Origin of the sequence: Streptomyces sp. NBC_00344 (assembly GCF_036088315.1) — a bacterium.
GTDB lineage: Bacteria > Actinomycetota > Actinomycetes > Streptomycetales > Streptomycetaceae > Streptomyces.
Genome location: NZ_CP107996.1, coordinates 5,132,167 through 5,150,805 on the forward strand (window position 1 = coordinate 5,132,167; position 18,639 = coordinate 5,150,805).

Sequence of the window (18,639 nt, forward strand, 5' to 3'; positions counted from 1 at the left end):
CGGACACGACCTGTTCGGCACCTACCTCTGGGGGCGAAACGCCATGCGGTCCAACCTCGCGGCCCGTATCGGTGTGTGGAGCGCACACCACCGCAAGACGGCCATCCTGGGCTGGCTGCTCTTCGTCGTGCTCGCCACGGGCATCGGCGGCGCATCCGGCATGATCGAGATGTCCGAATCCGAGAACGGCGCCGGCGACTCGGCGCGGGCCGCCCGCATCCTCGACGACGCGGGCCTCAGCCGCCCGGCCGGCGAGATGGTCATGGTCTCCGCCAGAAGGGCCGGTCAGTGGCGGCAGGCCGCGGCCGAGCTGCGGACCGCCGTGGCGAGGACCGGCCAGGTGCAGAATCTCGCGGCGCCCGTCGCCTCAAAGGACGGCAAGGACGCACTGATCACCTTCGACATGAAGGGGGACGCCGCCTCATCGGCCGACCGGGTGCAGCCGGTGCTCGACGCGGTGTCCGGCGTACGGGCGGACCGGCCGGACGTCACGGTGTACCAGTTCGGCGAGGCGAGTGCGGGCAAATGGCTGGGAGACCTGCTCTCCAAGGACTTCCGGAGCGCGGAGTTCACCGCCGTACCGCTGGCGCTGGGCATCCTCCTGGTCGCCTTCGGGGCCGTGGTGGCCGCACTGCTCCCGGTGGGGCTCGCACTCACCGCGTGCATGGCCGCCTTCGGACTGCTGACGCTCGCCAGCCACCGGCTGCACCTCTTCCAGACCACCTACTCCGTGATGTTCCTGATGGGCTTCGCGGTGGGTGTCGACTACTGCCTCTTCTATCTGCGCCGCGAACGGGACGAGCGGGCGGCCGGCCACGACGCCGGGACCGCGCTGCGGATCGCCGCCGCGACCAGCGGGCGTTCCGTGCTGGTCTCCGGGCTCACGGTGATGGTCGCGATGGCCGGTATGTTCTTGTCCGGTCTGATGCTGTTCAAGGGGTTCGCCCTCGCCACCATCGTGGTGGTGTTCATCGCGATGCTCGGCTCGGTGACGGTGCTGCCCGCGCTGCTCTCCTGGCTCGGCGACCGCACGGACGCCGGGCGGGTGCCCTTCCTCGCCCGGCGTCGCACACGGGGCGTGCGCCGCAGTGGGGGGATCGCCGGCACACTCCTCGGGCCCGTGCTGTCGCGACCGAAGTTCTTCGCGGCCGGCGCGGTCGTCGTCCTGCTGTCCCTGGCTGCTCCCGCTCTCGGTATGAAGACGGAACAGCTCGGCATGGAGAAGCAGTTCGGGTCGTCGTCCCAGCTCTCGGTGGCCTACCGGCACATCGCCCACACCTTCCCCGGCGGGCCCGCCCCGGCGCGGGTGGTGGTACAGGCTGACGACATCGGAGCACCGCGGGTACGCGCGGCACTGTCCGGCTTCGACGGGGTGACCGTCCACAAGAAGCAGAACGTCGCCGAGATCGAGGTGCCGCTGCCCGGAGGCCGGGCCGCTCTGGCCGAGCTGCGTGACCACCGGGTTCCGGCGGCCTTCGGCGGTACGGGCGCCCGGGCCTATGTGACGGGGGAGCTGGCGGGCTCGGTGGACTTCACGGCCCAGCTGAAGCGCGGCATCGTCCCGGTGTTCGCCTTCATCACGGTGGTGACCTTCCTGCTGATGCTGTTCTGCTTCCGCTCCTGGGTCATCGCCGTGACATCGATCCTGCTCAACCTGGGCTCGGTGGCGGCCGCTTACGGAGTGATGACCGCCGTCTTCCAGTACGGCTGGGGAGCCTCGCTCATCGGCTCGGAGAAGGCGGGCGCCATCGAGTCCTGGATGCCGCTGTTCGTCCTCGTCGTTCTCTTCGGTCTTTCGATGGACTACCACGTGTTCGTGGTGTCCCGGATCCGGGAGGCGCACGACCGCGGGCTGAGCACCGGCGAAGCGGTCGGCGAAGGCATCCGGCGGACCGCGGGTGCCGTCACCGGCGCAGCGGTGATCATGGTCGCGGTGTTCTCCGTCTTCGGGACGCTGTCGATGCAGGACATGCAGCAGATGGGTGTCGGCCTCGCGGTCGCGGTCCTGCTGGACGCCACCGTCGTACGGATGGTTCTGCTGCCGTCGGTGATGACGCTCCTCGGCGAACGCAACTGGCCCGCCAGGAAGGGCTCCGCACGACTGCCGGGTCCGGAGCGCGGGGACGAGTACGACGAGGGGCACCGGGCGCCGGCCGGGGTCTGAGCGCACGCACCGGCAACGGGCCGCCCCAGGTCCCCCGGGACCTGGGGCGGCCCGTTGCCGGTCCGCCGAAACCGGTCAGGGTGCGTACTTGTAGCCGACGCGCCGCACCGTCTGGATCGCGTGACGGTGCTCGGCGCCCAGCTTGCGGCGCAGGCGTGCGACATGGACATCGACGGTCCTGCCGTCGCCGACGTGTCCGTAGCCCCACACGGTGGTCACCAACTGGTCGCGGCTGTGCACCCGGTGCGGATGAGCGACCAGGTGCGCGAGGAGTTCGAACTCCAGATAGGTGAGATCGAGTGGCTGCCCGTCGACGGCAGCCGTGCGCTCCTCACTGTCGATCCGCACCGGGCCGCCCGGCTGCGCCCCGGTAACGGGCACGACCGGGGCGGGCGCCGGGTGATCGGCCGGCACGAGCACCAGATAGCCGATCATCGGCGGCCGGCCGGGCACGGAGGGGAGGATGTGCTGGGGTGCGGGCAGCCAGGTCGCACCCGGCGGGAGGAAGTCGGCGATCTGGACCACCTCGTCACGGTCCACGGCCCGGAGCCGGTTGCGGTGGAGCGGAAGAGGGGTGGCGGTCGCAGCGGAGAGGGAACGGGTGTCAGCCATGAGTGGTCAGCTCTTTCGCGCAGAGAGTTCGTCGGGGGGACGTACGTCGAGCGCGCCGGGCGAAGACCTGCGAACAGGCTTTAGAGGACCGGCGCCTGCGTCGCGTGGCAACACACCCGGTCGAAGTCATGGTGCTGACGGGACGGCCAGAACGGCTCGAGGTCGCTGCGACCCGCCGAGGTGTTCCGGTAGCTGTCCATGAGCCCATTGAAGCAGATGTCGGCGGCCGGCAGCAGGGTCTTCTCGGCAGGTGACATTCGCGGGCCCGCCCGCAGGCCCGTCGAGGTCCCGCTGTCAGCCGGTTCTTGTTCCTGTGCGTGCCGGTGTCCGCGGCCCTCCGTGAGCCGGGGCTGTCCTCAGACCTGTCCGGCCTTCTCCAGCGCGGTGCAGCAGGTGTCGACGATCAGCCGGGTGACGACATACGGGTCGACGTTTGCGTTCGGCCGGCGGTCCTCGATGTAGCCCTTCCGGTCCTGTTCGACCTGCCAGGGGATACGGACCGAGGCGCCGCGGTCGGAGACGCCGTAGGTGAACTCGTTCCACGGAGCGGTCTCGTGCAGACCGGTCAGCCGGTCATCGATGCCCGCGCCGTAGTTCTTCACATGGTCCATCGGCTTCGAGCCCTCGCCCAGCGACTCGCAGGCGGTGATGATCGCGTCGTAGCCCTCGCGCATCGCCCTGGTCGAGAAGTTGGTGTGCGCGCCCGCACCGTTCCAGTCACCCTTCACCGGTTTCGGATCCAGCGTCGCCGAGACATTGAAGTCCTCGGCCGTCCGGTAGAGCAGCCAGCGGGCGACCCACAGCTGGTCGGAGACCTCGAGCGGGGAGAGCGGACCCACCTGGAACTCCCACTGGCCCGGCATGACCTCGGCGTTGATGCCGGAGATGCCGAGACCGGCCGCGAGGCAGTGGTCCAGGTGCTTCTCGACGATCTCGCGGCCGAAGATCTCGTCGGCGCCGACACCGCAGTAGTACCCGCCCTGCGCTGCCGGGTAGCCCCCCTCGGGGAAGCCGAGCGGCCGGTGGCCGTCGAAGAAGGTGTACTCCTGCTCGATACCGAAGATCGCGTCCTGTCCGGCGAACCGCTCGGCCACTGCGGCCAGCGGGGCACGGGTGTTGGACTCGTGCGGTGTCATGTCGATGTCGAGCACCTCGCACAGCACCAGGATGTGGTCGCCGCCGCGAATGGGGTCCGGACAGGTGAAGACCGGCTTGAGCACCCGGTCGGACGCGTGGCCCTCGGCCTGACTGGTGCTCGATCCGTCGAAGCCCCAGATCGGCAGGTCCGCACCCCCTGCCATGATCTTCGTCTTGGAACGGAGCTTGGCGGTCGGCTCGGTGCCGTCGATCCAGATGTACTCGGCCTTGAACGTCACGGAAGCCATCCTTTGCGGGTGCGCCAGGTCTGTGGCCGCAGCATCGCAATCCGCGATTTCCCGTCCGTTGCTCAGGTGTGAACGACACGTTTCCCGTGTTTCCACCGTGCGAGCCGATGGCGGACACTGACCGGTATGACAACGCCATCCGTGAGCAAGCTCCCCACCGCGCCGCTCCGTATCGGGCTCCTCGGCACCGGCCCCTGGGCGCAGTCCACCCACGCCCCCGCGCTCGCCGCCCATCCCGGTGCGGAACTCAGCGGCGTTTGGGGCAGGCGCCCGGAGGCGGCGGCCGAACTGGCCGCCGCGCACTCGACGACGGCATACGACGATGTGGACGCCCTCTTCAAGGCGAGTGACGCCGTCGCGGTCGCCCTCCCGCCGGACATCCAGGCCCCGCTCGCGGCCCGCGCTGCCGCCGCCGGATGCCATCTGCTGCTCGACAAGCCGGTCGCCACGACGGCCCGCGGCGCCCGGGACGTCCTCGAGGCGGCCGAACGCGCGGGTGTCGCCTCCGTTGTCTTCTGCACCATGCGCTTCGCCCCGGGAACGGCTGCCTGGATCAGTGAACAGGCCGCGGTGGACGGCTGGTTCGTCGGCCGGGCCGAGTGGCTCGGCGCGCTTTTCTCCCCCGGTGCGGACAGCCCGTACGCCGCGTCGCCGTGGCGCAAGGAGAAGGGCGGGCTGTGGGACGTGGGCCCGCACGCGCTCTCGGTGCTGCTCCCGGTGCTCGGCGACGCCACCCAGGTGACGGCGGCCGGTGGCCCCGGCGACACCGTCCAGCTCGCGCTGCGTCACGCCTCGGGCGCCTCCAGCTCCATCACGCTCAGCCTGAGCGCCCCGGTCAGGGCATCGGGGGTGGCCGTCGAGTTCCGCGGTGAGCAGGGCGTGGCGACCCTGCCCGAGGGCGGTGGCGGAGCGCTGGTTCCGTTCGCCGCCGCTGTCGACGCCCTGCTGGAGTCCGTACGCACCGGGATCGCGCACCCCTGCGATGTGCGGTTCGGCCTGCGGCTCACGGAGATCCTGGCGGCGGCGGAGCAGCAGCTGCACCACAGCTGACCAGCCGTGCCCGGAAGGCCCGAAGCCGGCCGGCGAGGAGTCGGGGACCTGGGCGGCGACGGCGCCCGGGGAACATCCCACCGGAGGCAAGGGGAAGGTCGAGAGCCGCAGTCCGGTGAACCTTCCGGGCCGGAGCACCGGCCGCCGGAGCCCTGGTCACCGGCCGAGCGCATCCCTGACCGCTTCGTCCGTGCGCCCCACCACGGCCGTTCCGTCCTCCGCCGTGATGATCGGCCGCTGGATCAGCTTCGGGTGTCCGGCAAGCGCCGCGATCCAGCGGCCCCTGGCAGCCTCGTCACGAGGCCAGTCCGCCAGCGAGAGCTCCTTGGCCTCCGCCTCCTGTGTCCGGGTGATGTCCCAGGGCTCGAGCCCGAGACGGCCGAGCACCTCCCGGATCTCGTCCTCACTCGGGACGTCGTCCAGGTAGCGGCGGACGGTGTACGAGGCGCCTTCGGCATCCAGCAGGCTGATCGCGCTCCGGCATTTCGAACAGGCGGGATTGATCCAGATCTCCATGGGCCAAAGGTACTTCAGAGGTCCGCCGAACCGCTCTGGCCAGGGGCTTTTGTCAGTGGTGGGCAGTAAAATGGAAGCAGTTCGTGAGGGTCCCACCACCAGCGCCTGGAGGTCGCCGATGGCCGTCGCCACGTATCCGACGGAGCCGCTCCTCAAGAAGCCCCTGCCCGCCGGAAAACCACGTGACTGGTATGTCTCGCACAACCGCAGGCTGAAGGCGATGCGCCTGGCCATCGCCCTGCTCGACTCGGGTGTCTACCTTCCGTCCCAGGCACCGGACGGCAGAATACGGTCCACCGCGGCCCGTATCGGCATCCACCCGCCGTCCGACACCACCTGCCGGATGGTTCGTTTCCTGATCCGCTACGGGCGCTGAGAGCCCGGCGCCCCACGGCGTCACTGTTCCGCCCGGCCGGTGGGTGCCCGCATCCGCACCCACCGGTCGAACGGCGTCTCGCGCGCCACCACATGGCCCAGCGCGATCCCCACCGTGATGCAGGTGAACAGGGTGATCAGCCAGGACAACATGGTGAACACCGCGCCCAGCGGGCCGAACTGATCGGTACTCCGCTGCAGTATGCGCGGCATGTACAGGCGTGAACTCCAGGTCAGCGCGACCACCCCGGCTGCCGTGAGCACCGCTCCCGGCAGCAGGGGCAGCCAGTCCACCCGGCCCGCGAGCAGTAGCCGCTGGGTCCACCACCACAGCAGCAGACTGGCCAGCAACGACAGCGGTACGCCGACCCAGGGTCCGGCGTCGAGGTTGATGTGCAGGGCCCCCTGCGTGAGCAGCGCGACAAGCCAAACCCCCAGCCAGGCCAGCCAGCGCCAGGCGATCGACCGCAGTCCGGCAGCCGGCAGATGCCAGGACCGTTCACAGACCCGTTGCAGCGCCCGGCTGCACGCCGTCGCCGAAAGCAGGGTCACTACCGCCCCGACGGCCCCGGAGGCCTCCTTCGCCTCTCCTTCCTCGGCGCCGAGGACCTTCTGCACGTCATCGAGCGAACTTCCGTCGAGTCCCATCACCGCATGGAGTGAGGTGATCAGCTGATCGCGTACGTACTGCGGCGCGAACGCGCCGATGACGAACAGCACCGGGACCGCGGAGAGAAACGCCTGGGCGGCAAGCCGGGTGGCGGAGTCGAGGATATTGACCGAGGCGAGCTGGCGGAGCACCCGGACGGCGAGAGGTGCCGGACTGCGGATGGCCCGAGCGGCAGAGGTGAACAGCTCACGCATGCCGTCTACCCTGAGGTCCGCCCCGCGCGGCGGCGGGGCGGACGCGCGCGGCATTGGGCTGATACCCGGCGTCGTGGGGGCCCGAGCCGTCGTGCCGTGGCCCCGGCGTCTGTCCGGGGCACGAGCCTTCGTGCTAGGCAAGCCGGTGCCCGGTCGTGGTGTCCACATGACCGGGCACCTCGCCCTCGTGGCGGTCGCCCGTCGACGACGTCCCGGACGGCTCGAACATCAGGATCGACCCTCCTCGGGACGAGGGTTTGTGCTCGGTGCCCTTCGGGACGACATAGGTGTCTCCCTTGCGCAGGGCGACCGTGTGCTCCTTGCCCCCGGCATCGCGCAACGCGACGTCGAACTCGCCGTCGAGCACCAGGAAGAACTCGTCGGTGTCCTCGTGCACATGCCACACATGCTCGCCGAGGGTGTGGGCGACCCGCACGTCGTAGTCGTTCATGGTGGCCACGATCCGGGGGCTGTAGACGTCGTCGAACGACGCCAGCGCCTCGGTCAGATTGACAGGTGTGATGTCCATGAACCGATTCTTGCCGCAGCCGGGCATCCGGTCGCGGAGATTACGGCCGGGGCTCGTCACTCGCAGTGGTCCTGCCCGGGACATCCGGCCTGGTACCGATGACGACGGTGGCGTACAGCTCGTCCGAAGAGGCCACCTGTGGCACCAGACCGTCCCGGGTGACGGTTTCGACGGCTTCCCCGGCCTGGCGTTCACTCGTCTCGAACAGCAGATGCCCGCCGGGCGCAAGCCAGTCCACCGCCGCCCGGGTCACCCGCCGCAGCACATCGAGTCCGTCCGCGCCCCCGTCCAGCGCCACCCGCGCCTCATGCACCCGTGCCTCGGTGGGCAGCAGTCCGATCTCCCCGGTGGGCACATAGGGCACGTTGGCCAGCAGGATGTCGATACGGCCACGCAGCGCGACCGGCAGCGCGTCGTAGAGGTCGCCTACATGGACCCGGCCCCCCACACCGGCGACATTGCGGCGGGCGCACCGCACCGCGGCCGGGTCGACATCGGCGGCGTACAGCTCGGCGCGGCCGGGCAGCGCGGAAACCAGCGCGGTGCCCAGCGCACCCGAGCCACAGCAGAGATCCACCACCACTGCTCCGGGCGGGGTGAGCGCAAGCGCCTGCTCGACGAGGAACTCGGTGCGCCGACGCGGTACGAAGACCCCTGGATCCACGGTGATCCGCAGCCCCCGGAAGTCGGCCCAACCCAGGACGTGTTCCAGCGGGTGGCCGATGGCGCGGCGTTCGACCAGGGTGGCGAGTTCGGCCGGCGTGCGTGCGGCGGACAGCAGCAACTCCGCCTCGTCCTCGGCGAACACACATCCGGCGGCGCGCAGTCTCGCGACAACGGCGGAGAGCGCAGGAGCGGGGGCAGGTGACGGTGAGACCGGCATATGAGCCTTTCGGGATGCCTGTGGGGCTCCCTGGGCCACCTGGGTCAGATGGGCCGTGCGGCAGTGAGGGGGAGCACCCGACCTGATACAGCGGTAATGGGTCTCACCTCCTCGATCGGTCCACTGGTGTGGAGCCGCCACAGTACAGCAACCCGTCGGGCACGGGCGGGGGCCGGCCGTCCGCCGAACTGCGGCCCTTCCGGGCCCGCCGGGCAGCCGGTGGGGCGTCACCGAAGTGTCGCTGTCGCGAGGGAGTGCCGGTGGCCGGCCGGGGATCACGGCCGGGGCGATGGCTCCGCGGGCCGGGGCCGGCGCCGTACACAGTCGCCGCAGAGGCCGCCTCCGGGAACCCGGTAGTAGAGGCAGCAGTTGTTGCGCAGAAAGGCGAATCCGAGGCCCTCCTCGACGATGAACTCACCACTGTCCGTCAGCGGTTCGCCCGCCAGCAGCCGGGACACCAGCGCGGCCCCCGGCCCCTCGACGTCCGGCCTGCGGTTCGCCAGCACCCGCAGGGAGCCGACCAGAGCGGAGGCCGCATTGCCGTGCAGGACCTGCGGCGACAACGCATACCGGGACCTCAGCGTCTCGTGCAGCGGCCGCAGATGGGCGAACGCCACCTGTGCCCGGAGCGACTCGGCCGGCCGCGTCGCCTCCGGTCCGAACTGCGGCTCGGGCAGCCACAGCTCGATTCCGCCGTCCGCTGTCTGCCGGGCGTGCAGCCGGCTCGGTGACAGATCCGGTACGCGCCCGTCCAGCAGCGCCGAGCCCAGCGCGACGGACCACAGCCGGGAAGCGAAACCGAGCTGGAAGGTGGAGGCGGCGACCCGGCCCTGATCGGTCCCCATCCGCCGGGAACAGGACCGCACATACGGTGCGAGCGCATCATCCGCCGCATACAGGTCGGCGACCGGGCGAAAACCCTCCGGGTCGGCCCGCTCGCCGTGCCGCACGGTGAAGTACGGCCCCACGGAGCCCAGCAGGTCGAGTACCGCCGCTGCTTCGTCCAACGCCCGTATGCTCCTCGCCGCTCTACCGCACTCGCGCCCGGATTGCCCTGGCTGCTCCCGGATGAAGCACGCCGCCGGAACACCGGCGGTGCGGCGCGGAACGCCGATGGCTACGGCGATGTACAGGCCGGTGACCCTACCGTCCGCGCTTCGCCTCGGTGAATCCGGCGGCCCGCCCGCCGGTCCCGGAACTGCCCGCGAGCCGGCCCGGGAGGCCGGACGGACAGGGCCGGCACGGCGGATCGATACGGTGACCACCGAAGTGTCCTGGACGTACGGTGAACGCATGGAGAGCGCCCGCCCCGACCGGGTCCGCACCGATGATGCCCGCCCCGACCGGCTCCGCCCGGATGATGCCGGTCCCGACGAGGTCCGCCCCGATGCCGGTTCCGAGCAGGCCCGTACCGAGACGGACGTGGCTCATGTCGCGGCGGCGATCGGTGATCCGTCCCGCGCCCGGGTGCTCATGGCGCTGGCCGGCGGCGCGGCTCTGCCGGCCAGCGCCCTCGCCGCCGAGGCCGGAGTCAGCAACTCCACCATCAGCGGCCATCTGGCAAGGCTGCGCGAAGCCCGGCTGGTGACCTTCGAGCTCGACGGGCGGCACCGCTACTACCGTCTGGCGACCGCCGACGTCGCCCGCGCCCTTGAGCAGTTGGCACGGATCGCCAGGCCGCTGCCGCCCCGCTCGCTCAACGCGGACACCCGGGCCCGGGCGCTGCTGCGGGCCCGGCTCTGCTACGACCACCTCGCGGGACGGCTGGGCGTCGACCTGATGGACGCCCTGCGCGTGCGGGACATCATCCGTGAGCAGGACGCCGTCGCCGAACGGAGGACCCGGCGGGACACCGCTGCGGACGACGGCCCGGGGGATGTCGCCTACCTGCTCACCGAGCACGGAAAACGGGAACTCGATGCTTTCGGAATCGACCTGACACTGCTGCCGCGCCGCCGGAGTCCGGTCCGTTACTGCGTCGACTGGGCCGAGCAGCGCCACCATCTCGCCGGTGCGCTCGGCGCCGCGATCACCGACCGGCTGTTCGACCTGGACTGGCTGCGCCACGGGAAGTACCGGAGGGTCGTGCGACTCACCGACGCCGGCCGGGAAGGGCTGGAGGGGACCTTCGGCATACCGGCGGACGCCGCCCGGTGAGCGCGCGCCCTACTTCAGCAGTTTCGACATCCGCCGGTCAGCGAGGGGTTTGCCGCCGGTCTGGCAGGTCGGGCAGTACTGCAGCGCCGAGTCGCTGAAGGACACCTCACGGATCGTGTCCCCGCAGACCGGACAGGGTTCACCCTTCCGGCCGTGGACCCTCAGCCCGCTCTTCTTCTCCGCCTTGAGATTTCGCAGGGGCAGCCCCCGCGAGTGTTCGACCGCTTCGGTGAGCGTCGTACCGATCGCCAGATGGAGGCGGACCACCTCCTCCTCGGAGAGCCTGGCCGCCAACTTGAACGGCGACATCCGGGCCGCGTGCAGAATCTCGTCCGAGTAGGCGTTACCGATCCCGGCGATCACCGTCTGGTCGCGGAGAACACCCTTGATCTGGCGTCGTTCTCCGTCCAGCAGCCCGGTGAAAGCCGCCAGGGTGAAACCCCCGGAGAGCGGATCAGGCCCGAGCCGCGCGATGCCGGGCACATCCCGCGGATCGCGTACGACGTACACCGCGAGGTGCTTCTGGGTGCCGGCCTCGGTCACATCGAAGCCCGCGCCCTCGGGGCCGGCGAACCGGACCCTGAGCGCCAGCGGGCCCTTGCCCGGACGTGGCGGCGTACCGGGCAGCGCGTCGCTCCAGCGCACCCATCCCGCACGGGCGAGGTGTATGACCAGGTGCAGTTCCCCGGTGCGCAGGTCGAGGAACTTTCCGTGCCGGGTCACCTCGTCGAACTGCCGGCCCTCGAGGGCTGTGACGGGCGGTTCGTACGTCTTGAGGGCGTTCACGGCGACCGGATACACCCGATCGATGTCCTGACCGACGGCGTGGCCGGCCAGGAACCGGGTGAGGGACTCGACCTCCGGCAGTTCGGGCATACCGCCAGTCTGCCTCGGCGCGCTCCGCTCGGACAGCGGCGCGCTCCGCTCAGACAGCCGCGCGCGCCGCTCAGACAGCGGGAACGCGGTCCAGGAACCCGTGCACCGTACGGATACGGCCGTCGTCGGCAAGTGCGATCACATCGGAACCGGCGACCGGCGCGGAACCGTCCACGGCCGAGACCAGCTCCCAGCTGAAGCGGGCGACGCCGTGGTGGCCGTCGACCGGCCCGGTCTGCCGGAACTCGAAGCCGCGAAACTGCTCTCCGGCCGCGGCGATCACTGCTGCGATCCCCTGGTGTCCCGCGACATCGGCCAGTGGGTCGGTGTAGCTCCCGTCCTCGCTCCAGGCCGCGGCCACCGCCTGGGCGATGTCCTCGGGTCCCTCGGCGTTCCAGGCGGTGAAGTAACGGGCGACAGCGGTCTGGTGAACGGACATGGTGAGCAGCCTCCTGTGAGGTCGTACGGGCTGGTGGAGCCGTAGGCCGCAGGGGCGGAGGCCCCCGGGGTTCCGGATGACGTCAGCCTGCCGTGCGCAGGTGCGGGGGTCGATTACACCGGAGGTAAGGGCACGGTCGTGCCCGGTCACAGGCCGGGGCGTGCGCATGAGGTCCCTTCCGTCCGACGGGGCGTACCACTGGGGGCCCGCGGCCGGCGGACCCGGGCTTCCAGCGAGATACGGGTTCCGGGAAAGCAACAGATTCGGACGTTGTGAAGAGTTACAAGGAAATAAAAGCAACAAATGTTGACGCAAACAACCAGGGCGCGTACCTTCCGAGCGAGTCGTCGGGCAGCGTCAACTCCGCTGCTGTGCAGACGAGTTGCACCTCTCCTCCGGCATCCAGGAGCACATCATGCGCAGAACGAGATCTGTCGCCACGAGAGCCCTCCACGACGGCGCGGCCGGACCGGTCCGTCGATACCGCAGAGCCCTGCTGTCCGCCGTGGCGGCTGTCGGGCTCCTCATCGCCGCTCTGATCAGCCTTCCCGGCGCGGCGCAGGCCGCCGGCTCGCAGCCGTGCGACATCTACGCCGCCGCCGGTACCCCCTGCGTCGCCGCCCACAGCACGACGCGCGCTCTCTTCTCCGCCTTCAACGGCCCGCTCTACCAGGTCACTCGCGCGTCGGACGGCGCTACCACCGACATCGGGCTGCTGTCCGCCGGCGGTTACGCGAACGCGGCGGCGCAGGACAGCTTCTGCGGGAACAGCACCTGTCGCATCTCGAAGGTCTACGACCAGACCTCGCGTCACAACACCCTCACCCCGGGGCCCGCGGGCACGGCCGGTATGGGCGCCGACCGCGGGGCGGACGCGAGCGAGCTCTCGGTCACGGCCGGCGGCCACAAGGTCTACGGCATATGGATCTCGCCGGGAGTCGGTTACCGCTCCACCGGAGCGGCGTCCGGCGTCGCGGTGAACGGACAGGCCGAGGGCGCCTACATGGTGGCCAGTGGCACCCACGTCGGCTCCGCCTGCTGCTTCGACTACGGCAACGCGGAAAGCACACCGGCCGACACCGGCAACGGACACATGGACGCCGTGTCCATCGCCACCACGTGCTACTTCGCGCCGTGCACCGGGTCGGGCCCCTGGGTCGAGGCCGACCTGGAGAACGGCATGTTCCAGGGCGACAACGGCTCCAACACGGCGAACGCCGGCAACAAGAGCGCGTTCGTCACGGCGGTTCTCAAGAACAACGGCCAGACCACCTACGCGCTGAAGGGCGGCAACTCGCAGTCCGGTGGCCTGACGACATGGTGGAACGGTGCGCTGCCGACGCGCGGCGGCTACCGGCCGATGCAGCAGGAGGGCGGCATCATCCTGGGCACCGGCGGGGACAACAGCAACTGGAACATGGGCACGTTCTTCGAGGGTGTGATGGTCTCCGGCTATCCGACCGACGCCGCCGAGAACGCGGTCCAGGCCAACGTCGTCTCGGTCGGCTATTCGGGTGAGACGAACGTGCCCAACGGCCCCCAGGGACAGATCACGGGTCCGGGCGGCCAGTGCGTCGACGTCGCGGCGGACGACACCGGCGTGAACGCAAGCGCGGTCCAGCTGTGGAACTGCCAGTCCTACGCCGAGGACCAGTACTGGACGCACCACACCAACGGTTCCCTGAGCACCATCAGCCGCTGCCTGGACATCAACGGGAACGGTACCGCCAACGGCACCAAGGTCGAACTCTGGGACTGCAACGGCGTCGGCGGGCAGGTCTGGAACCAGCAGTCCGACGGCTCGCTGATCAACCCGCAGTCCGGCCGCTGCCTGGACTCACCGAGCGGCGCGACCGGCAACGGTACTCGGCTGCAGATCTGGGACTGCAACGGCTCCGCCGCCCAGAAGTTCACCCTGCACTGAGGACCCGGCAGCGCCGGCGCCCGGCGCCGGGCCCGTGAAGGGACGCGGGACCATCGTTTCCGTGTCCCTTCACGCCCCATCACGAGGGACCGGGGGACAGCGCGGAACATGCGGAGAGCGGTTGTCTCTCCCGGGCTCCGGGAGAGACAACCGCTCCATGACTCACGGCCGCCGCCGCCCTCGAAGTCTGCTTCAGCCCGGCACTCCGAGCGGCAACCCAAAGCAGGGGCGCGGCAGTGCCGGGTACGAGACAATAACGGCCGTGAATGACACGGTCGCGGTTGCCTTGGTCACCTCTTTGTCAACGCTGACCGCTGCCGGGCTGGCCGGCTCGCTCTCGGCTTGGACGACCGGCAGGCAACTGCGGCATCAGGCTCTCCTGGCAGCCGAGGAACGCGCCGAGCAGCGTGCGAACACCCACAGGGAGATGCGGCGCGAGTCGTACGAACGGTTCCTGTCACAGACTGATGCTGCTTACCGGGTGCTGGACAGCGGGTGGATGGCAAGTCCGTTCAGCGAGCCGCCGCATCGGGAAGCGGGGTTCGCTGCGCGCAGGGCACTGGATGAGGCCTACATCCGGGTAAGCCTGGCAGGACCGGAAAATGTCGCAGCGCTGGGAGCCGCAGTAGTCCGTGGCATAGGCGACGAATTCCGCCTGCATACACGTGTCGTGGGCTCCCATCCCGGTGCGACGGACCGCGCCGCCGAACTCGACCCGTCTGCACGAGCGCAGGCGCTTGAGGTTCGGTTTGCTACCAACGGTGAGTTCGTAGCCTGGGCGCGCCGGGCGCTCGGCGCTGAGCCGGAGCAGATCCCGATGCGCTCGACGTCGAGAGCGGAGCCCCTCGGCGGACAGAGCCCTCCGTGAGAGGGGTGCGCCGTCGCGTGCCCACGCGGTCGGCGGCGGTCCTCCATGGGCAGCGTCTGCGCGCCGCTGACCTGCGTCGGAGCGGCGATGGGACCTCGTCGTCCGCCGACCCGTTGCCCGCTGTTCCCCTTGGCTCCCCGCTTCATCCGGCACGGCTCCGCCGCGACCATCTCACTGTGGAGAACTGCCCGGAACGGTGCGCCTGACGACGTCAGGCCCCTGGTTCACGCGCCGGGCATGCGGAAGCTGACCTGTCGACGGGCGGCCTCGTCGATCTCGTCGATGGTGAGAAGGGGCGTGGCACGGGTGTGGAGGGCGCCGCTGGCCTTGACAGTGAGGCTCACGGCAGCCATCGACACCCGGTCGGGGAGATCGAGGATGCACACGAGGTCGTCCTCCCCGAAGGCGAAGTACATGGCCTCGACCTTGCCGCCGAGGTCGGCGACGACTCGCTCGACGACGGCGCGGCGGCCACTCGCGCCCTCCTTGAGCAGACCTTTGGTGCCCTCGGGTGTGTAGGTGGACTGGATGAGGAACTTTGGCATAGGGATGCTCCCTGCCCTTTGGTTGTCCGGTATCCGGAGTGACCTTCCCGCTGTCACGCCCGCCGCCACTCACACCGGGACGGATTCACTCGATTGAAGCCCGATCTCTTACGTGCCCCGGAGCGTCGGGCCAGAGGTGTGCTGCGCTGCCCCGCCGAGGCCGGCCGGCCACAGGGCTTGGCCCCTGGCCTCATCCCTATCAGGTGGATCACTGCAAACGCTGGGCCGTGACCATCCCCCGGCTCCCCTCGGTACACCGTGCCTGCTCGGCTCTGCCCGGGTCGGACGGGAGCCTCCCCACGCGTACCGCGAATCCGCCGGCACTCGCCGAGGGCGGAGCCCCCACCGAAAAAGGGCCGTCGGCCGTGTCTCCCAGTGGAGGGAGAGCACGGCCGACGGCCCACAGACGGCTCAGGTGGGCGGGAAACCCGCTCCGACCTGCGGCGTTCTTAGATGTCGAAGTACAGCTCGAACTCGTGCGGGTGCGGGCGCAGCTGGATCGGGGCGATCTCCTTGGTGCGCTTGAAGTCGATCCACGTCTCGATCAGGTCGGACGTGAAGACCCCGCCGGCCTGCAGGTACTCGTTGTCCGCCTCCAGCGCGTCCAGCACGGCCGGGAGCGACGTCGGAACCTGCTGGACGTTGGCGTGCTCTTCGGGAGCCAGCTCGTACAGGTCCTTGTCGATCGGCTCCGGCGGCTCGATCTTGTTCTTGACGCCGTCCAGGCCCGCCATCAGCAGCGCCGAGAAGGCGAGGTACGGGTTGGAGGACGGGTCGGGCGCGCGGAACTCGACGCGCTTGGCCTTCGGGTTGGAGCCGGTGATCGGGATGCGCATCGCGGCGGAGCGGTTGCGCTGCGAGTACACCATGTTGACCGGAGCCTCGAAGCCCGGGACCAGGCGGTGGTACGAGTTCACCGTCGGGTTGGTGAAGGCGAGCAGCGAGGGGGCGTGCTTGAGGATGCCGCCGATGTAGTAGCGCGCCATGTCCGAGAGGCCCGCGTAGCCCTGCTCGTCGTAGAACAGCGGGTCGCCGCCGTTCCACAGGGACTGGTGCACGTGCATGCCCGAGCCGTTGTCACCGAAGATCGGCTTCGGCATGAAGGTCGCGGTCTTCTGGTTGCGCCAGGCGACGTTCTTCACGATGTACTTGAAGAGCATCAGGTCGTCGGCCGCGGCGAGCAGCGTGTTGAACTTGTAGTTGATCTCGGCCTGGCCGGCCGTGCCGACCTCGTGGTGCTGACGCTCGACCTGGAGGCCGTTCTTGTCCAGCTCCATGGAGATCTCGGCACGCAGGTCGGCGAAGTGGTCCACCGGCGGGGTCGGGAAGTAACCGCCCTTGTAGCGGACCTTGTAACCGCGGTTGTTCTCCGTGGAACCGGTGTTCCAGGCGCCGGCCTCGGAGTCGATGTGGTAGAAGCTCTCGTTCGCCGACGTCTGGAAGCGGACGTTGTCGAAGACGTAGAACTCAGCCTCGGGACCGAAGTACGCGGTGTCGGCGAAACCGGTGGAGGCGAGGTACGCCTCGGCCTTCTTGGCCACGTTCCGCGGGTCGCGGCTGTACTGCTCACCGGTGATCGGGTCGTGGATGAAGAAGTTGATGTTGACGGTCTTGTCGCGGCGGAAGGGGTCGACACGGGCGGTCGACAGGTCCGCGCGGAGCGCCATGTCGGACTCGTGGATGGCCTGGAAGCCGCGGATCGACGAGCCGTCGAACGCCAGCTCCTCGGCCGGGTCGAAGGCCGCCGCCGGAATGGTGAAGTGCTGCATCACACCGGGCAGGTCACAGAACCGGACATCGACGAACTTGACGTCTTCGTCGGCGATGAACTTCTTCACGTCGTCGGCGTTCTGGAACATCCAACTCCTCCTACTCCCGACCCGGGAGGGGCGGGGTTGCAGCTCGTGGTGAGGCCAGTGCGGTGGCAGCGGTGGCACACGCTGGACCCGACCATAGGGATACCGGATTTCTCAAGCATGACCCATTTGTTTCGTAGAAGTTAACCGGGCCGGGCGTGCGGAGGCCGTGAAGACCCCTCTCGTATGGGTGCCAAAGCGGTCGCAGTACCGTGGACGGGTGGACAACAGGCAAGCAGTGGGATCGTGGCTTTCCGGGCCGGGCGAGGCCGCCAAGGAGATGGGCGCCGATATCGGCCACCGCGGCGAAAGGCTTGGTCTGCCGGCGACAGGACCAGGCGCCATCGCGCCGCTCGGCCGTCGTTTCGGGGCCGTTTTCATCGACTGGGCACTCTGCATGCTTATCGCATACGGCCTGATCGCGCACGGTGACCAGCAGGCGGCGGGGAACTGGGCGCTGCTGGTCTTCTTCGCTCTGAGCATGCTCACCGTCTCCACGGTGGGCTTCACTCCGGGCAAGCGGCTGCTCCGGCTGCGGGTGGTGTCGCAGAACGGCGGCCGCCTGGGTACGGGACGTGTCCTCGTACGCAGTCTGCTGCTCTGCGTGGCGATCCCCGCGCTCATCTGGGACCGCGACGGACGCGGCCTGCACGACCGGCTGGCCCGCGCCGTGCAGGTGCGGATCTGAGAACGGGCGAGCCCGGAGCGGGAGAGCCGCACGGAGAACGGCACAGGACCGATGGCGCACAGCTGAGGCCGCACACCTGACGCCGTACGGAGAACGGCTGACGGCGCACGCGGGACGGCGCAAGCACGGAGAACGACGAAGGCGGCCCGGACCTGAGAGGTCCGGGCCGCCTTCGTCGAGACGTGGGGCGAGCGGTCAGCGAGTCTTGCCGCCCCGCGGGGCGCGGGCGCCCTTGGGCATGGGGCCCTTCGGCAGCGGCATGTTCGACATCAGGTCGCCCATCGCGCGCAGCCGGTCGTTGGCCGATGTGACCTGGGCGCCGGTCAGGACCCGCGGCAGCTTCAGCAGCGTGGTGCGCACCTTCTTCAGCGGCACCTGGCCCTCGCCGTCGCCCACGATGATGTCGTGCACCGGCACATCCACCACGATGCGCGCCATCTTCTTCTTCTCGGACGCGAGCAGCGACTTCACCCGGTTCGGGTTGCCCTCGGCCACCAGCACCACGCCGGCCTTGCCGACCGCGCGGTGCACCACGTCCTGGCTGCGGTTCATCGCGACCGCCGGGGTGGTGGCCCAGCCGCGGCCCACGTTCTCGAGGACGGCGGCCGCCGCGCCCGGCTTTCCTTCCATCTGTCCGAAGGCTGCGCGCTCGGCGCGGCGCCCGAAGACGATCGCCATCGCGAGGAAGGCCAGCAGGAAGCCCAGGATGCCCAGGTAGATGGGATGACCGATCAGGAAGCCGATGCCGAGAATGACGCCGAAGACGACGATTCCCAGGCCACCCACGACAAGACCGACCTTGGGATCGGCCTTGCGGGTCATCTTGTAGGTCAGGGCGATCTGCTTCAGTCGCCCGGAATTCTCAGTGTCTGCGTTTGCCTGCCTCGCCATGGCCAGAAGTTTACGCG

General features: G+C 69.6%; 20 protein-coding genes. 7 read left to right on the top strand and 13 right to left on the bottom strand.

From position 1 onward, the window contains the following. The first annotated feature begins 43 nt into the window (after positions 1 to 43). Positions 44 to 2,164, top strand: a complete 2,121-nt coding sequence (locus tag OHS16_RS23140) for an MMPL family transporter (RefSeq protein ID WP_328539151.1) — start codon at positions 44 to 46, stop codon at positions 2,162 to 2,164. A 75-nt stretch (positions 2,165 to 2,239) separates the two neighbouring features. Here the strand turns inward: OHS16_RS23140 and OHS16_RS23145 are convergent, their stop codons facing one another. The 3 genes from OHS16_RS23145 to glnII all read right to left on the bottom strand — a co-directional run bounded on the left by OHS16_RS23145 (position 2,240) and on the right by glnII (position 4,152). Next, on the bottom strand, positions 2,240 to 2,776 hold the full coding sequence (locus OHS16_RS23145) for a winged helix-turn-helix domain-containing protein (RefSeq protein ID WP_328539152.1): 537 nt from the start codon (positions 2,774 to 2,776) through the stop codon (positions 2,240 to 2,242). Between the two features lie 80 nt (positions 2,777 to 2,856). Next, positions 2,857 to 3,033: a hypothetical protein gene (locus OHS16_RS23150; protein ID WP_328539153.1), complete on the bottom strand. Its 177-nt coding sequence runs from the start codon at positions 3,031 to 3,033 to the stop codon at positions 2,857 to 2,859. 99 nt (positions 3,034 to 3,132) lie between these two features. Beyond that, a complete protein-coding gene (gene glnII / locus OHS16_RS23155; protein ID WP_328539154.1) occupies positions 3,133 to 4,152 on the bottom strand; it encodes a glutamine synthetase in 1,020 nt (339 codons plus the stop codon). Positions 4,153 to 4,287: 135 nt separating this feature from the next. On the opposite strand from glnII, the gene OHS16_RS23160 reads away from it, so the two are divergent. After that, positions 4,288 to 5,211, top strand: coding sequence for a Gfo/Idh/MocA family protein (locus OHS16_RS23160; RefSeq protein WP_328539155.1), 924 nt, complete (start codon positions 4,288 to 4,290; stop codon positions 5,209 to 5,211). Between the two features lie 156 nt (positions 5,212 to 5,367). Here OHS16_RS23160 and OHS16_RS23165 read toward each other — a convergent pair whose 3' ends face one another. After that, positions 5,368 to 5,727 carry an arsenate reductase family protein gene (locus OHS16_RS23165; protein ID WP_328539156.1) on the bottom strand — a complete coding sequence of 120 codons (360 nt, stop codon included), beginning with the start codon at positions 5,725 to 5,727 and terminating at the stop codon, positions 5,368 to 5,370. Positions 5,728 to 5,845: 118 nt separating this feature from the next. Between OHS16_RS23165 and OHS16_RS23170 the strand changes: the two genes are divergently transcribed. Further along, positions 5,846 to 6,103, top strand: coding sequence for a hypothetical protein (locus OHS16_RS23170; RefSeq protein WP_328539157.1), 258 nt, complete (start codon positions 5,846 to 5,848; stop codon positions 6,101 to 6,103). A 20-nt stretch (positions 6,104 to 6,123) separates the two neighbouring features. Here the strand turns inward: OHS16_RS23170 and OHS16_RS23175 are convergent, their stop codons facing one another. From OHS16_RS23175 to OHS16_RS23190, 4 genes are all read right to left on the bottom strand, one after another. Then, the gene (locus OHS16_RS23175; protein WP_328539158.1) at positions 6,124 to 6,966 is read right to left on the bottom strand and encodes a YhjD/YihY/BrkB family envelope integrity protein; all 843 of its coding nucleotides are present in this window, start codon (positions 6,964 to 6,966) and stop codon (positions 6,124 to 6,126) included. 133 nt (positions 6,967 to 7,099) lie between these two features. Continuing rightward, complete coding sequence (locus OHS16_RS23180) at positions 7,100 to 7,495, bottom strand: cupin domain-containing protein (protein ID WP_328539159.1); 396 nt, start codon at positions 7,493 to 7,495, stop codon at positions 7,100 to 7,102. Positions 7,496 to 7,535: 40 nt separating this feature from the next. Continuing rightward, entirely contained in the window at positions 7,536 to 8,378 is an 843-nt protein-coding gene (locus tag OHS16_RS23185) for a putative protein N(5)-glutamine methyltransferase (RefSeq protein ID WP_328539160.1), read from the bottom strand. A gap of 275 nt (positions 8,379 to 8,653) precedes the next feature. Beyond that, positions 8,654 to 9,385: a (2Fe-2S)-binding protein gene (locus tag OHS16_RS23190; RefSeq protein WP_328539161.1), complete on the bottom strand. Its 732-nt coding sequence runs from the start codon at positions 9,383 to 9,385 to the stop codon at positions 8,654 to 8,656. A gap of 250 nt (positions 9,386 to 9,635) precedes the next feature. On the opposite strand from OHS16_RS23190, the gene OHS16_RS23195 reads away from it, so the two are divergent. Continuing rightward, positions 9,636 to 10,535 carry an ArsR/SmtB family transcription factor gene (locus OHS16_RS23195; protein ID WP_328539162.1) on the top strand — a complete coding sequence of 300 codons (900 nt, stop codon included), beginning with the start codon at positions 9,636 to 9,638 and terminating at the stop codon, positions 10,533 to 10,535. 9 nt (positions 10,536 to 10,544) lie between these two features. Here the strand turns inward: OHS16_RS23195 and OHS16_RS23200 are convergent, their stop codons facing one another. Continuing rightward, positions 10,545 to 11,411 (bottom strand): Fpg/Nei family DNA glycosylase, encoded by an 867-nt coding sequence (locus tag OHS16_RS23200; RefSeq protein WP_328539163.1) that lies wholly within the window; start codon positions 11,409 to 11,411, stop codon positions 10,545 to 10,547. Positions 11,412 to 11,481: 70 nt separating this feature from the next. After that, on the bottom strand, positions 11,482 to 11,850 hold the full coding sequence (locus tag OHS16_RS23205; RefSeq protein WP_328539164.1) for a nuclear transport factor 2 family protein: 369 nt from the start codon (positions 11,848 to 11,850) through the stop codon (positions 11,482 to 11,484). A gap of 415 nt (positions 11,851 to 12,265) precedes the next feature. Here OHS16_RS23205 and OHS16_RS23210 point away from each other — a divergent pair, with 415 nt between their 5' ends. Beyond that, positions 12,266 to 13,774, top strand: coding sequence for an arabinofuranosidase catalytic domain-containing protein (locus OHS16_RS23210; RefSeq protein ID WP_328539165.1), 1,509 nt, complete (start codon positions 12,266 to 12,268; stop codon positions 13,772 to 13,774). Positions 13,775 to 14,036: 262 nt separating this feature from the next. Beyond that, entirely contained in the window at positions 14,037 to 14,642 is a 606-nt protein-coding gene (locus OHS16_RS23215) for a hypothetical protein (RefSeq protein WP_328539166.1), read from the top strand. A gap of 224 nt (positions 14,643 to 14,866) precedes the next feature. Here the strand turns inward: OHS16_RS23215 and OHS16_RS23220 are convergent, their stop codons facing one another. Both OHS16_RS23220 and glnA read right to left on the bottom strand, forming a co-directional pair. Next, positions 14,867 to 15,187: a GYD domain-containing protein gene (locus tag OHS16_RS23220; RefSeq protein ID WP_328539167.1), complete on the bottom strand. Its 321-nt coding sequence runs from the start codon at positions 15,185 to 15,187 to the stop codon at positions 14,867 to 14,869. Positions 15,188 to 15,636: 449 nt separating this feature from the next. Continuing rightward, entirely contained in the window at positions 15,637 to 17,046 is a 1,410-nt protein-coding gene (glnA, locus tag OHS16_RS23225) for a type I glutamate--ammonia ligase (protein ID WP_328539168.1), read from the bottom strand. Between the two features lie 217 nt (positions 17,047 to 17,263). On the opposite strand from glnA, the gene OHS16_RS23230 reads away from it, so the two are divergent. Further along, entirely contained in the window at positions 17,264 to 17,731 is a 468-nt protein-coding gene (locus OHS16_RS23230; protein WP_328539169.1) for an RDD family protein, read from the top strand. A gap of 195 nt (positions 17,732 to 17,926) precedes the next feature. On the opposite strand, the gene OHS16_RS23235 is transcribed toward OHS16_RS23230, so the two are convergent. After that, positions 17,927 to 18,622 carry a DUF4191 domain-containing protein gene (locus tag OHS16_RS23235; RefSeq protein ID WP_328539170.1) on the bottom strand — a complete coding sequence of 232 codons (696 nt, stop codon included), beginning with the start codon at positions 18,620 to 18,622 and terminating at the stop codon, positions 17,927 to 17,929. Positions 18,623 to 18,639 lie beyond the last annotated feature (17 nt).